Source organism: Collinsella aerofaciens, assembly GCF_015552075.1.
GTDB classification, from domain to species: domain Bacteria; phylum Actinomycetota; class Coriobacteriia; order Coriobacteriales; family Coriobacteriaceae; genus Collinsella; species Collinsella aerofaciens_Y.
Genome location: NZ_JADNDZ010000025.1, coordinates 1 through 14,823 on the forward strand (window position 1 = coordinate 1; position 14,823 = coordinate 14,823).

Genomic DNA, 14,823 nt, shown 5'->3' on the forward strand with positions numbered 1-14,823 from the left:
AGAGAAGAGGCGGGGCATGCCCCGCCTCTTACACCACATCTCTGCGCGCTACCGATTCGAAGAGGCTGAAAGCCGTCAAACGCCCTTTAAAGGGAGTTAGATAAATCGATTTTGAGCCCATTTTCGCTCAGAGCAGGCCGAAAAATATGGCACTTCTTTTGCAACAGTACTCATATTTGGCATTTTTTGACCACGGGGGCCAAAACCATGCCCCAAAACACAAAAGGAGGGGCCTCGTAAGGCCCCTCCTTAGGAAAGGGAATCGATTTATTCCACAGCCGTAGATTAATCCTAGCCGCTACTCCATCATATCGAGGACGGAAGGGCGAAGCTCGTTCTCGGCGGCCTCGGGATCGGTCTCGCGCAGGCGGTTGATGTAGCGGTTGTACCACATCACGGCAAGGCCCAAGAAGACAACCACGCCGCCAACGTTGTAGACCAGCGTCAGCCACAGCGGCTGATCGAGCGGAATGGTGCCGCAGATAAGCACGAAGCAGAAGACCACAAGCAGGAATGCGGCAACGACCAGGCCAAAGCTGCGCGAGCCCATGCGGAAGCCACGGGGAGCGGCGTCAAAGTTCTTGCGCAGCATAAAGTAGGCAAGCAAAATCAGCAGCGGTGGGAGCAGAGCGGTGGCAGCCGTCATGTTGGTGACGATCATGAGCAGGTCGTCGAGGTTACCGGAGCCCAGGGCCGGGATGATCAGGATGGGGACGACGATGGCGAACTGCAGCCAGGCAGCGCGGGCAGGAATGCCATGCTCGTTGAGCTCGACGATCTTGCTACCAAAGACGCCCTTGGGGATCTCGGTGAAGAAAACCTTGATGGGAGCAGAGGTCCACATCATGAGGGAGCCCAGCGTGGCGGCGAGAAGGATCAAGCCGATGGCGCGCGTAGACACTTCCATGGGAATGCCAAAGTGGGCAAAGACAGCGCCGAATACGTCGAAGATACCGGTGGAGATGGCAACGCCGCCCTCGGGGATGAACAGGTTAACCAGCAGCGAAGCGCCTGCATACAGAAGGCCGATGGTCAGGCCGGCGATAACGACGGTGCGCACGAAGGCCTTGACGCCACCCTTAAGGTCGTTAAGGAACACGCCGACAGACTCAGCGCCGCCAACGCCCTGGATGATCCAGGCAAGCGTACCGAAGAAGCCCCACGCAGTTGCGAAGTTGCTCATGTCGGGAGCCATGTTAGCGGGAGTAGGAGCCGTAGCGAACTCAACGCCGCCAAAGGCAGCAGCCAGGGACAGCAGGATGAACACGGCGGTCAGGCCGAGAGCCGCGGTCGAACCGAAGGAGGAAATGGAGCCGATCCACTTAGCGCCCTTGGTCGAAACCCACGTGGCGATAGCAAAGACGACGATCTCGATAATGGTGATCCACAGCTGCGAAAGCTCGGCGTTGGCACCAAAGAACACGTAGCTCGCGTAGATGATGACGTTGGGCAGGACGGACGCAAAGAAGAACAGGTTAACGAACCAGTAGCTAAATGCCGTCAGGAACGCCCAGCGACCACCCATCGAGGTCTTAACCCATGCGTACACGCCAGACTCGGAGTCCTTGTTGAGGCCGACGAACTCGGCGGTAACCAGGGTATAGGGGACAAAGTACAAAAGCGTGGCGAAGAAGAACGACGGCGCAGCTGCCAAGCCGATGGCCGCGTTGTTGTTGATGATGTTCTTGATACCGAACACGGCGGCGACCGTCATGCCCAGCAGAGCGAACGAACCAATCGTTCCTCGTTTTTCAGAGCTCATAAGCCCTCCCAATCATCTGTTAAATGTCATCTAAAACCGTCCGAGCTGCAAGTGCAAACACGGACGGCGCACCTGCTAAGGGGAATGGGGAAAAGGGAGTCAACAAAGCCATCCCCCTTAACGGCGCGAAGCAAACGTCCAGGCGGACGAATACTACTTGTTGGGGAAGGAATAACCTTCGACTGTCACGTGCAGTACCACGACGCGGGGATCCGCGGCATCGGCCACGACACGGTAGGCCTCGTCAATTTCGACGACGGCAACGCCGCCGGTGGGAATCGTCACGGTCTCCCCCGTACCCTCAAAGCGCTCGCGATCATCGATATCGCTGTAGGCGCGCGTACAGGTAAGATCGGCCTTGGAAGCCACCTCAACGGTCAGATTGCCGTCGAGCGGGGCGAGCACGGCATGGTAGCGACGGTGACCGACCAGATCGGCAGTAGCCGCCTCGTGGGCGTTCACCCACCAATACACCAGCGAGTCGCCGATAGAGTACGCCACATCGTGCTGCAGTTCAGAAACGCCGTCGAGTGCCTGACCGGTACGCATCCACTTCTTGACGGACTTCATCTGGGCGTCGAAATCGGCACGCGAGTTAAAGATATGCATGACTTATGCCTCCTTAATGGGTGCCAGCGCCTGAGCCAGATCGGCAGACGTCAGCGGTCGCAGGGACACCTCAAAGCTGAAGCTCTCAAAACGGGTGCGATAGGAATCGAGCACCTCGGAACCCCAAGAGTTCGAGCCAAGGCCGAGCAGCTGGTCGTTGATGTTGACCGTAACCGTGTCGTCCGGGACAAGATCGTAGACATGCTTGGCATTATCGATAGCCTCACAGCTATAGGGCCATGCGGAGAACGAGAACGGATTGGAAGCGGCGTCGCTCGGACGCGTCACGACCAGACCGTCACCGTGGCTGGAGCGCAGGGCGACCCAGCGGGTACCCTCGCGGTTGGCGCAGTCCTGGGGCATAACGTAGGGCGTGAACATGTCGTCGACCGTAGTGCGGTAATGACCGACCGGGTTGGCGCGCAGCGAGTCCGGATAGTTCTCGCCCGGGCCGTGGCCATACCACTCGACGGCACGATCACAACCGGGAACCTCGAAGGAGATGCCGATGCGCGGGATAATGTCCGAATAGTCGCCGTAGGGCTCGCCGGAAACCTTGAGGTCGACGCGGCCACTCGGAAGCACGGTATAGACGAGCTCAACGCGCATGCCGAACGCGCGGACGGGAGGAGCGATACGCTGGCTCACGGTAACGACAACCGCATTGTCGTCCTGCTTCCAAGAAACATTGCTGGTAGACGTCTGCATCACATCGATGAAGTTATCCTTCCACAGGGAGTCGTACTCCTGGGCGTGGTTATCGACGAGCGGATGCCAAAAACCAACCTGGGGACCGGAGGTCATGACGTCGCGACCGGATGCCTTCCACTCGCTCACGGTACCGTTGACCTTGCTGAAGGTCAGCTCGCCGTTGAGGGAGCGAATACGAATCTCCTGCTCGGTCTCCTCGACCGTAAGCTCAGGACGAGTGGGGGCGGCAATTGCCGGCGCCGGATGGTTTGCGATGGCAAACTGGCTTGCACCCAGTTGGAACATCGGCTCGCACCAGGCGTGAGCCGCCATGGTGTAGGCGTGCACGGTCAGCAGGGTCTCGCCCACTGCGGCCTCGCGAATCACCAGCGGAAGCTGGACGGACTCGCCGGGGGCAACCGCACCGGGCATGAGCGTCTTGCGGCAGACCACGTCGCCGTCCACCAGGGTCTCCGCCGACAGGCAGACATCCTCGAGGGTGGTAAACCAACGCTTGTTGGTGACGGTCAGCTCGCCTGCCTCGGCATCGTAGGCCATACGAACCGGGCAGATGACCTGGCCGTACTCGGTAAGGCCCGGGCTCGGCTGCTGCCAGGGGAACACCATGCCGTCGATGCAGAAGTTGCTGTTGTTGGGGTAGTCGCCGTTGTCGCCGCCATACATGTCGTAGGCAACGCCGTCCTCGGTCACAGCAGCCAAACCGTGGTCGCACCATTCCCAAATAAACTGGCCTTGGATGCAATCCCAGCGATCGAAGACCTCCTGGTACTCGGACAGGCCTCCGGGACCATTACCCATGGAGTGGCCGTACTCGCAGTTGATGCGCGGCTTGGGGAACGGATGCTCGCCAAAGTCGTTCATCTGCGACACGCGGGAGTACATGGTGGAAATGACGTCGACGGTATCGGCGTTGCGATCCTCCTCGTAGTGGACCGGACGACCGTCGAGCTCGTGAGCTTTGGCGTACATCGCGCGGATGTTGCAGCCATAGCCGCTCTCGTTGCCCATCGACCACATGATGATGCACGCGTGGTTGCGCTCCTGCATCACCAGGCGCTCAACACGGTCAACGTAAGCCGGCTCCCAGGCAGGGTCGTCGGTGACCAGGGCGATATTGCCGATATTCTCGAAGCCGTGGCTCTCCATATCGGTCTCGGCGACCAGCATGATGCCGTACTCGTCGCACAGCTCGTAGAAGCGCGGATCGTTGGCGTAGTGGGACGTGCGCACCGCGTTGATGTTGTGCTGCTTCATGAGCTCCAGGTCGCGGCGCATGCGCTCGAGGCCCACGGCGCGGCCCTTGTGATCGTCGTGGTCGTGGCGGTTGACGCCATGCATCTTAAAGTAGGTGCCGTTGAGGTAGATATGATTGCCCTCGACCGTCACCTCGGCAAGGCCCTGACGATGTGGCACGTACTCGCTGACCTCGTCGCCGTCGTAGACCTCAAACGTCAGGTCATAGAGGAAGGGGTCCTCGGGGTTCCAGAAGTGGGCATCGGCAACGCTGCACTCGGCATGGCCGTCGACGAACTCACCCGTAGCGACCACATTCTGGCCATCGCTGAGCGTATACACAACGCGGCTTGCGCCCTCGGCAACCGTATCGAGCGTGATCAGGGCGGCATCGCCCTCGCGGTGCGTGCGGAACCTAAAGTCGACCAGATGCGCGGCGGGACGCTGCATGAGGTACACATCGCGGAAGATGCCCGATGCCCACCACATGTCCTGGTCCTCGATGTAGCTACCATCGCTGTACTGCAGAACCTTGACCGCAAACAGGTTGTCGCCCTCGACGAGCGCGTCGGTCACGTCAAACTCGGCGGACAGGCGCGAACCCTTGGTCATGCCGATAAACTTGCCGTTGACATACAGCTCGCCGTAGCTCTCGATACCGTCGAAGCGAATGACCTCGCGAGCGCCGGCAGGCACGGCAGGAAGGTTGACGATGCGCTGGTAGACGCCCGTGGGGTCGTCGGAGGGAACGAACGGCTGATCCACCGGGAACGGGAAGCCCTCGTCGGTATAGGCGAGATTGCCATAGCCGTCTACCTGCCACAGGTGCGGAACCTCCACGTGATCCCACTCGGGCTCGTACGTGCAAAGCGCCTTGTTGGAGACGGCCGCGGGGCCCTCAAAAAGGCGGAACTGCCACGAGCCGGACAGCTGGACAAATCCGCGCGACAGCTCGCGGCTGTACGTAGCGGCGAGATCGGCGGCCTCATAACCCATAAAGTACGCATGGGGTGCCAGGCGGTTCCTGTGGGTGAGCGCTTGGTTTTCCCAATCGTTAATGGCGTCCATGGTGATGCTCCTTCGTCATCGTAGTGCTTCTTTGTGCAACCGGTTGTCCTTATCTTACGGGCGGTACAAAAACCTGTGCAACCGGTTGTCCGCCGAACGGTCGATTTTGCCGGATTAACGGTGCAACCGGTTGTACAACCGCGACACTTATGTCACCCTGAGTATCGAAACTCAGCTCAAGACATCGTTCTTAAGCTCGTAGGCAACCGCCACGCCCGCTGATATCTCACCCATACGAGACGTATTCGATTGCGGCTTGGTTGCAAAACGACACCGGTCACCGGATATCATGAACGCTGTTCAGACGCGCTATAGTAAGCTGTATCCGCACCAGCCCGTATCAGCGACAACATCGACCGCATTCTCCAGGAGACGCCATGACCCAACCAGTTCGCACCGCACCTACGCTTGCCGAGGTTGCCGCAGCTGCCGGCGTGTCGCGCTCCACGGCATCGCGCGCTCTCAACGATTCGCCCCGCATTAGCGAGGAAACCAAAAGGCGCGTCCGCGCGGCGGCCAAGGAAGTCAATTTTGTCCCCAACGCTCGTGGCCGAGCGCTCGCTGTCGGGCGCACGGAAATCATCGCCGTGCTCGTGACCGAGCCCCTGAGTGAACTCTTCAGCGACCCCACCTATAGCGAGTTTTTGAGCGGCATTACCGAGGAACTTTCGGAGTCGTCTTACTTGCCCGTGATCTTGCAGGCATCTTCCTCGCATGAGCGCAACCGCGCACGCGAGCATTTTGAGCGCCGCTCGTTTGACGCCGTCATCGACGTCTCGCCCTACAAGGGCAGTGAGCTGCTCGAGGTGCTGCGCGAGCTGGGCGTACCCACTGTGTTATACGGCCAGCTCGAGGGCCATCCCTATCGCGACGTGTTCTCGACGGTCTACTCTGACGACGAAGAGGGCGGACACTTTGCGGCACTCGCCATGAAGGAACGCGGGCGCAAAGATATCGTCGCCGTGTTGGGACCGCAAGACAACCCCGCTGTTGTCGACCGCCTGCGCGGCTACCGTGCCGTCTTGGGCGAAGACCTCCCAGACGCAAACGTTATCTATACCGGCTGGAACAACGGAGACGGCTATCAGGCCATGCACCAGATCCTCGCGCGCGAGATTGCTTTCGATGGCGTGCTCTGCGGATCGGACCGTATCGCGGCTGGCGTCATCACCGCACTCAACGAGGCAGGCCTATCCGTTCCTGCGGACGTTTCTGTCGTCGGCTTCGACGATCACGAGATTGCGACGCGCTGCGTCCCCGCGCTCACGACCGTCCGCCAGCCCCTGCGAGAAGAAGGCCACATGGCCGCCAACATTGCGCTCGACATGATCAAGGGTGCCGAGCCCACCACCTCCGTGATGCACATGCAGCTGATCCAGAGAGACTCACTGTAGGAAACTGGGCCGGGCTTTCCGCCAGACAGTTGTTGCGGAAAGCCTATCCCGTTTTGAGCGCTCATTCTGGGGCACAGTTTCCGTTAGACAGCTCAACCGGAAACTGTGCCCCATTATTTTGCCGAATTCTGGGTCGCGCTTTCCCAGAGGGTCCCCTTTGGGAAAGCGCGACCCGTTCTGGACGCAGATTCCGGGATGCACTTTCCGCGACGCCTGGTCATCCCATGCCCTCACAACCTCAGCGCGTAAAAAACGAGGGAAGGCACGCGTCCTTCCCTCGTTACAGGCAATATGTAGCCGCTTGCCTACATCAGGCGCAGGCTGACGTCCTTGAGCTGGGCGCCGCTAACGGCACTCGGGGCGCCCGACATGAGGTCGGAGCCGCTGGCCGTCTTGGGGAACGCCATGACGTCGCGGATGGAGTCGGAGCCGGTGAGCAGCATGCACACGCGGTCCAGGCCCAGAGCGAAACCACCCATCGGGGGCGCACCAAACTTGAGCGCCTCCATGAGGAAGCCGAACTGCGACTCGGCGCGCTCCTCGGTAAAGCCCAGGAGCTTGAGCATGGACATCTGCATCTCGGCGTTGTGGATTCGCATACCACCGCCGCCGGCCTCAAAGCCGTCCATAACAAAGTCGTAGGTACAGGAACCGGCTGCCAACGGGTCGGCCTCGATCTTGGCGATGTCGGTCTCGGTCGGCAGGGTAAAGGGCTGGTGCTCGGCAGCATAGGCCTTGCGGTCCTCATCCCAGTGGAACAGCGGGAAGTTGACGACCCACAGGAAGTCGTGGCCCTCGCGCTTGATCTCGAGCGCATTGGCCATGTGGGAACGCATGCCGCCCAGGATCTCGTCAGAGAGCAGGCGCGGGCCGGCGGCGAACATCACAAGGTCGCCGGGCTCGACGTCCATACGCTCGCGCAGAGCGGCCATCTCCTCGTCCGAGAAGAACTTGACGATGGGGCTGTTGATGGAGCCGTCCTCGCGGAAGGCGATCCAGGCCAGGCCCTTGGCGCCAAACGTGGAGGCCACGCCGGCGAGCTTATCGATCTTGGCACGTGCCCAGGCACCGGCGCCCTTGGCGTTAATGGCCTTGACGACAGAACCCTCCTCGTTTGCGGCAGTCGCAAAGACCTTGAACTTGGAGTTGGCAAAGATGTCGGTCAGGTCGACCAGATGCATGCCATAGCGGGTATCGGGCTTGTCGGAGCCATAGGTGTCCATGGCCTCCCAGTAGTCCATGCGACGCAGCGGCGTGGGCATCTCGACACCCATGCGGCCGAAGGCATCGGACAGGACCTCTTCGAGTGCGCTCATGACGTCATTCTGGTCCACGAAGGACATCTCGATATCGACCTGAGTGAACTCGGGCTGACGGTCGGCGCGCAGATCCTCGTCGCGGAAGCACTTGGCAACCTGGTAGTAGCGCTCAACGCCACCGACCATGAGCAGCTGCTTCAGGAGCTGCGGGGACTGCGGCAGGGCGTAGAAGTTACCCGGCTGGATACGGCTGGGAACGATGAAGTCTCGAGCGCCCTCGGGCGTGGACTTAAACAGGGAGGGCGTCTCGACCTCCATGAACTCACGGTTGTGCAGCGCCTCGCGAATGGCAAAGGTGAAGTCGGAGCGCAGCTTGAGGTTGGCCATCATCTCGGGACGGCGGAGGTCCAGATAGCGATAGCGCAGACGGGTGTCCTCGCTGGTCTCGATGCCGTCCTCAATCTGGAACGGCGGGGTGACGGACGTGTTGAGCACCTCGGCGTGGTCGGTCAGGACCTCGATCTCGCCGGTCGCGAGCTTAGTGTTGGTGGTCTCCTCGCCACGGGCGCGCACGACGCCGTGGATCTTGATGGGCCACTCGGGACGCATGGTCTCGGCGATCTTAAAGGCATCGCCGTCGGAGTGCTCGGGGTCGAAGGTGAGCTGTGTGATGCCCTCGCGGTCGCGAAGGTCGCAGAAGATAAGGCCGCCGTGGTCGCGGCGACGGCTCACCCAACCGGTGAGGGTGACCTCTTCGCCCACGTTCTCGAAGCGAAGCTCGCCGCAGGTACGGGTGTGCATGGAATGCTCATCGATGGGACGGGTCTGGCTCATACCAGTGATCCTCCTTTATGGATCTGTGCCGCCCCGTGTCGTTCCGGGCGGCGTCGTACAGATTTGCCCAGCCTGCGTAAACCGCGCAGCCAGACATGGCGTTCTATCTTATCGCACCCGCGTCGATGTGCCGCGAAAAAGTAGCTCTTGCTCAAAGACTTGACGGAGACGAAACAATTGACGCGGCCTGGCCGTCGCCAAGGCGCGCCGCGTGCGACAATGTGCCCCAATACAACCGCACTCGGAAAGGCCCGTCATGACCGCACGCCTCATCGTTATGGATATCGACTCCACGCTCATCAACCAGGAGGTCATCGACCTGTTGGGCGAGGAGGCCGGCGTGGGCGAGCAAGTTGCACAGATCACCGAACGCGCCATGCGCGGCGAGCTTGACTTTAAGCAGGCGCTCGAGGAGCGCGTGGGGCTGCTTGCCGGCTTGGATGAGAGCGTGTTCGAACGCACCTTTGCGCGCGTGACGTTTACCCCCGGCGCGTTGGAGCTTGTGCGATCGGCGCACAGCAAGGGCTGGAAGGTCGGCGTGGTAAGCGGTGGCTTCCACGAGATCGCTGACAAGATCGTAGCCGCCGCGGGTATCGATTTTTGCCTGGCCAACCGCCTGGAGGTCGTGGATGGCAAGCTCACCGGTAAGTTGGCTGCCGACATTGTGACCAAGGAGTCCAAGCTCATCAAGCTGCTAGATTGGGCGGTTGAGTGCGGTGTCGACATGGCCCACACGGTCGCTATTGGCGACGGGGCAAACGACATCCCCATGATTCAGGCCGCGGGCACGGGCATCGCGTTTTGCGCCAAGCCCAAGACGCGCGAGGCCGCCCCGTTTGCCATCGACGAGCGCAACCTGATGCTCGCCATGGACATCATCCTACGTGACTAGTCGATCTGTCTAACAATAGAATCAATTCCCCTATGTCTAGTTTCCGAACGATTTTGTTCTAATGTTCGGAAACTCCCTTTCTCGTGCTAGACTTTGCACCGTCGAAGGGAACATATATGGATAAGCGAGATCTTGAGCAATTGCTGAGCGATGTTGCCGGCGGAGCAGTCACCCCAGCCGTCGCCCTCACGCGCATCCAGACGGCTCCGACCGCCGATCTGGGTTTTGCACAGCTCGATCTTTCGCGCGGGGTGCGCCAGGGAGCCGGCGAGGTTGTCTACGGTGCGGGTAAAACCGCCGAGCAGATTGCCGCCATTATCGAAGCGCTGCGCGATGCTGGCCAGGAGCGCATCCTGGTCACGCGCCTGGACAGCGAAAAAGCAGCCCGCACCTCGGAGCTCCTCGACAACGGCATCGACCTGGGATATGTCCCGGACGCACAGCTCGCCCTCGTGGGCGGCAAGCCCTCCCCCACCGGTAACGGACGCATCGTCGTCGCCTGCGCCGGCACGAGCGACTTGCCCGTCGCCGAGGAAGCCGCGTTGACGGCCGAGTTCTATGGCAACGAGGTCGACCGCCTCTACGACGTAGGCGTCGCCGGCCTGCACCGCTTGCTCGCGCATGCCGAGGAACTTGCCCAGGCGCAGGTGGTCATCGCCATCGCCGGCATGGAAGGCGCGCTGGCGAGCGTTATCGGCGGCCTGGTGAGCTGTCCGGTCATTGCCGTTCCCACCAGCGTGGGCTACGGCGCGAGCTTTGGTGGCGTAGCCGCACTGCTCGCCATGCTCAACTCCTGCGCCAGCGGCGTTTCGGTCGTCAATATCGACAACGGCTTTGGTGCCGCATACCAGGCAAGTCTTATCAATCATCTGAGCGCCGGCACACCCCGCGCCCGCTAAGGAGCATTCCATGTCCAACCATCAGCATACGCTTATCATCGACGGCACCTCGGGCATCAGCGGCGATATGACCGTCGCGGCCCTGCTCGACCTGGGCGCCAGCGAGGAGCATCTGCACGAGCAGCTCGCCACGCTGCCGGTCGACGGCTTTTCGATTGCCGTGACGCGCGTAAACAAGCACGGCATCGACGCCTGCGATTTCGATGTCCAGCTTGCAGAGGAGCTCGAGAACCACGATCACGATATGGCCTGGCTCTACGGCAACGAAGCAGCTGTCGAGCATATGCACGAACACGAACACCACCATCATGACCATGGCGAGCACGAGCACTGCCACGACCATGACCATGAGGCCCACGGTCATGGCCACGAGGGCCATCATCACGCCCACCACCATCACCACCGTTCTTTGGCGGACGTCACCGCCATCATCGACGGCTCGCAGCTAAGCGATGGCGCCAAGCGTCGTGCGCTCGCCATCTTTACCGCGCTCGCCGCCGCCGAGGCCAAGGCCCACGGCAAAACGCCCGAGACCGTCATGTTCCACGAGGTAGGCGCCGTCGATTCCATCGTCGACGTCTGCTCTGTCGCCATCTGCCTCGATGACCTGGGTATTGAGGATATCGTGGTCGAGTCACTCTCCGAGGGCCACGGAACCATCCGCTGCGCCCACGGCCTCATGCCCATTCCCGTCCCCGCTGTCGCCAACCTGTGCCAGGCGGGCAATATCGCCCTCACGCCTGCACCGGTCGCCGGCGAGCTCGTGACGCCCACGGGAGCCGCCATCGTCACCGCGCTGCGCACGTCCGAGCACCTGCCGGCCCGCTACCGCATCGAAGCCGTCGGCTACGGCGCCGGCAAGCGCCCCTACGAGGGCTGCTCCGGGACGCTCCGCTGTCTGCTCGTTGACGCGGACGCATAGCCATGGATGCCCGCAAGGCCAAAAGCCGCGCCGCGATCGTCGCGGCGTTCTCCGAGCTGCTGCGCGAAGAGGACTACGGCAAGATCACCGTCGGCGACATCATCGCGCGCGCTCACGTAGGCCGCGCGACATTCTACGGCCTCTTTAAGAGCAAAGACGACCTGCTGTCCGAGCTCGTGAGCGACATCTGCACCCACGCCCTCGACGACGATGGCACACCGCTCGACGACACATTCGTGCAGGTCGAGCATATCCTCAACAACCTCTGGGAACGTCGCCAGGGCGTACGGGCCCTCGTAGCCGGCGCCGGCTCACGCGTCTTCGCCGACTGTCTCCGCAAGACCATCATGTCGCGCGCAGCCGAAACCGTCCCCGTCGAACCCGCAGGCCCCGCCGCCACCATGGACCGAAGCTTCCTACTACACCACATAGCCTCAAGCTTCGTAGGAATGGTCCAATGGTGGGCCTGGCACAACTTTCAAGCAAACAAAGCCGACGTAGCCAAAGACTACCTATCAGCCATAAAGCCCCTCTTCAACTAAGTAAGTAAACCTCTCATCCCAAAGCACCGCCCCACCCCAAGGCGCCACGCATCCCAAAGTGCCACTCGCACCTCAAAGCGCCTAACAACAAAGTGCCCACCACATCCAAATTCAGATATATATGTAGGGTTACTTGTTCCAATGCAACTGGATTCCCGCAGGGTCCGGCACAGGTTAACTTTCCGCCGCATTCCGCAGGACGCAAGAAGCTCCCGCCGCACGAAGTGCGCAGCGGGAGCTTCTTGCATGTCCGAGGACGCGGCGGAAAGTTAACCTGTGCCGGACCCGGACGTTATATCGAATGCTTTGGACTAGAACATGCCCAAGAAGCCATGCACAAACAGCGCGGCCAGAGCGGCACCGACAAACGGAGCGATGCCAGGAACAAGCAGGCCGTACTTCCAGTTGTTGTCAGCCTTGTTCTTGATCGGCAGCACCTGATAGGCCATGCGAGGACCAAGGTCACGAGCCTGGTTCATGGCGAAGCCGGTGATGCCGCCCATGCCCATGCCAACAGCCCAAACGATCAGACCGACGCAGATAGCGAGCATCAGGACGTTCTCGCCAGCACGGTTAGCAGCAGCAAGGATGGCGCTGATGAACACAAAGGTGCAGATAGCCTCGCAGAAGAAGTTGCGAGCATAGTTCGTGCCCTCGGTGGTGGGGTTGGTCGAGAAGATGTTGCGCTGGGCAACGGGGTCGACGACACCATCGGAAGCCTTGAACTCATCGGCATACATCAACCACGCGATCACGGCACCCGCAAAGCCACCGAGCATATCGGCAATCATGAAGGGGATGCAGCTGCTCCACGGCACCAGGCCTACGATGCACTGGGCAAGCACCATAGCCGGGTTCATGCACACGGCGCCGCCAAAGACAAACAGGCAGACCGAGATGCCAAAAGACCAGGTGGTGATGGCAAACATGTGGCCGGAGCCCTGATACTTGGTGCCCTTGAGCACGGTATCGCAGTGCACGCCCACGCCAAAGATGATCATGAGGGCCGTTGCGCCGAATTCGCAGAGGAGTTTGGTAAGCATAAAACCTTATCTTTCTTGTCGGTTATAAACGATTCGTTTAGGCCGCGCACTAGTGCTGCGCGACGACAACGCCCAGGCCATCGGGAATGACGGCCACCTTGGCATCGGCACCCTTCATCTCAAAGGCGAGCTTGAGCGCCTCATCGAGGGTGTTGACCGGCGTCATGTGCATATCCTTGATCATCTGGTGATCGCACAGGTCGGTGACCATGATCACAGGGTGATGCGCCAGGATGCGGGCAAAGATCTGGCTCGTCCACTGGTCGGGCAGGGTCTCGTCCTTAGGACGGTCGATGCAGGCACGCTCAAACTCTGCCGGATCGTTGTCGGCGATGTTGTGATAGAAACCCTCGCCGCCGTGACCGTCGGCACAACCGGCGACGTCGATGATCACACCGCCCTCGGGAAGCGTGGCCTCAGCAGCGCACATGCCCTTCACGGCCTGGTAGATGTTCTGGTCGAGCGGGTAGCCGCCGTTGGTGGTGATGGCAATCTCGCACTCGACGGGCTCAACGCCGGCAAGGCTCTTCACGAACTCGCAGCCAGCCTCGTGCGCCTTGTGGATGTCACCGGCAAAAGAACCGATGACCTCGTGCTTGCCGTTGAGCACCACGTTAAGCACAAAGGCAAGGTGAGCCATCTCGGCAGCGGCAAACATATCCTCGCTCACGTGGTTGTGGCACAGGTTGCCGGCACGCGAATGAGAATCGTTCACAAACTGACCGTTGTGGTTGTACATGATGGTCTTGTAGCTGGCGATACCGGGAAGGACGGACTTGCGGCTACCAGAGAAACCGGCAAAGAAATGCGGCTCAATAAAGCCCTCGGCAAGCAGCAGGTCGCAATCGGCGGCGATCTTGTTGATGATGCACTCGCCACCAGAAGGAAGGGTGCCGATCTTTTTCATCATGCTGTCGTCAGTCGCGACGTGCATAACGATTTCCTCGTTAGCAACGATCTCCTCGCCGTACTTGTTGACGAGCTCCTCGTGCGTCGACGGACGATGCATACCCGTAGCAACCAGAATACGCACGCGAGCCTCGGGCGCAGCAGAATGGATGTGATGCAGCAGAATAGGCATCGTCACACGCGAGGGAACGGGACGCGTATGATCGGAGCTAATAATGACGATATCCTTCTTGCCAGCACAAAGCTCCTCGAGCGAAGGCGAGCCATAAGGATTGGCAAGCGACTCCTCTACCAGCTCTTCCTGCGATTTTGTAGTCTTAAACTCGTTTTGATGACCTTCCATCACACCCGCGAAGTTCTTATCCTCGAGCTCCAGATGCAACGTCTTGTGGTCAAACGGCAGTTCACATTCAAACAATGACGAGCGCCCTCTTCCTTTCAACTGACACACTAGATAAACCGTTGGAAGGATACGCCGCTCACCGAAAAACACCACCGTCCACCGAGTCGTTAACACAACGTTCATATTTGACCCACAACAAAACGGCCGCGATCCCAAACGGGACCGCGGCCGCAACAGTCATAAGGCGAGAAGCGCCAAATGCGCCACCGAGATAAACCCCATCCAAAACGCGCGTAGCGCACTTTATTTTCATCAGCTTTAATCCCCGAAGACCGAGGACGAAGGGACCCGATGGGTTTCCCTCCGAATGCATTCCGCAGCACGAAGCCCTTTCCAAACGCGC

General features: G+C 60.4%; 11 protein-coding genes. 5 read left to right on the forward strand and 6 right to left on the reverse strand.

Going from position 1 to position 14,823, the window contains the following annotated elements:
- Positions 1-298 precede the first annotated feature (298 nt).
- The 3 genes from I2D41_RS01955 to I2D41_RS01965 form a co-directional block, all read right to left on the reverse strand.
- On the reverse strand, positions 299-1,762 hold the full coding sequence (locus tag I2D41_RS01955; protein ID WP_117563668.1) for an amino acid permease: 1,464 nt from the start codon (positions 1,760-1,762) through the stop codon (positions 299-301).
- A 153-nt stretch (positions 1,763-1,915) separates the two neighbouring features.
- Positions 1,916-2,371 (reverse strand): hypothetical protein, encoded by a 456-nt coding sequence (locus I2D41_RS01960; protein WP_117563669.1) that lies wholly within the window; start codon positions 2,369-2,371, stop codon positions 1,916-1,918.
- Positions 2,372-2,374: 3 nt separating this feature from the next.
- Complete coding sequence (locus I2D41_RS01965; protein WP_195363367.1) at positions 2,375-5,383, reverse strand: glycoside hydrolase family 2 TIM barrel-domain containing protein; 3,009 nt, start codon at positions 5,381-5,383, stop codon at positions 2,375-2,377.
- 377 nt (positions 5,384-5,760) lie between these two features.
- Between I2D41_RS01965 and I2D41_RS01970 the strand changes: the two genes are divergently transcribed.
- A complete protein-coding gene (locus tag I2D41_RS01970) occupies positions 5,761-6,777 on the forward strand; it encodes a LacI family DNA-binding transcriptional regulator (protein ID WP_195363368.1) in 1,017 nt (338 codons plus the stop codon).
- A gap of 305 nt (positions 6,778-7,082) precedes the next feature.
- On the opposite strand, the gene aspS is transcribed toward I2D41_RS01970, so the two are convergent.
- Positions 7,083-8,870, reverse strand: coding sequence for an aspartate--tRNA ligase (gene aspS / locus I2D41_RS01975; protein ID WP_118385312.1), 1,788 nt, complete (start codon positions 8,868-8,870; stop codon positions 7,083-7,085).
- 256 nt (positions 8,871-9,126) lie between these two features.
- Between aspS and serB the strand changes: the two genes are divergently transcribed.
- The 4 genes from serB (at position 9,127) to I2D41_RS01995 (ending at position 12,125) form a co-directional block, all read left to right on the forward strand.
- Positions 9,127-9,762 carry a phosphoserine phosphatase SerB gene (serB, locus tag I2D41_RS01980; RefSeq protein WP_195363369.1) on the forward strand — a complete coding sequence of 212 codons (636 nt, stop codon included), beginning with the start codon at positions 9,127-9,129 and terminating at the stop codon, positions 9,760-9,762.
- 116 nt (positions 9,763-9,878) lie between these two features.
- On the forward strand, positions 9,879-10,661 hold the full coding sequence (gene larB, locus I2D41_RS01985) for a nickel pincer cofactor biosynthesis protein LarB (protein WP_195363370.1): 783 nt from the start codon (positions 9,879-9,881) through the stop codon (positions 10,659-10,661).
- A 10-nt stretch (positions 10,662-10,671) separates the two neighbouring features.
- Positions 10,672-11,583: a nickel pincer cofactor biosynthesis protein LarC gene (larC, locus tag I2D41_RS01990; RefSeq protein ID WP_195363371.1), complete on the forward strand. Its 912-nt coding sequence runs from the start codon at positions 10,672-10,674 to the stop codon at positions 11,581-11,583.
- Between the two features lie 2 nt (positions 11,584-11,585).
- Positions 11,586-12,125 carry a TetR/AcrR family transcriptional regulator gene (locus I2D41_RS01995; RefSeq protein ID WP_195363372.1) on the forward strand — a complete coding sequence of 180 codons (540 nt, stop codon included), beginning with the start codon at positions 11,586-11,588 and terminating at the stop codon, positions 12,123-12,125.
- Between the two features lie 311 nt (positions 12,126-12,436).
- Here the strand turns inward: I2D41_RS01995 and larD are convergent, their stop codons facing one another.
- Entirely contained in the window at positions 12,437-13,168 is a 732-nt protein-coding gene (gene larD, locus I2D41_RS02000; protein WP_148345539.1) for a D/L-lactic acid transporter LarD, read from the reverse strand.
- Between the two features lie 49 nt (positions 13,169-13,217).
- Positions 13,218-14,495, reverse strand: a complete 1,278-nt coding sequence (larA, locus tag I2D41_RS02005) for a nickel-dependent lactate racemase (RefSeq protein ID WP_195363373.1) — start codon at positions 14,493-14,495, stop codon at positions 13,218-13,220.
- Positions 14,496-14,823: the final 328 nt, after the last annotated feature.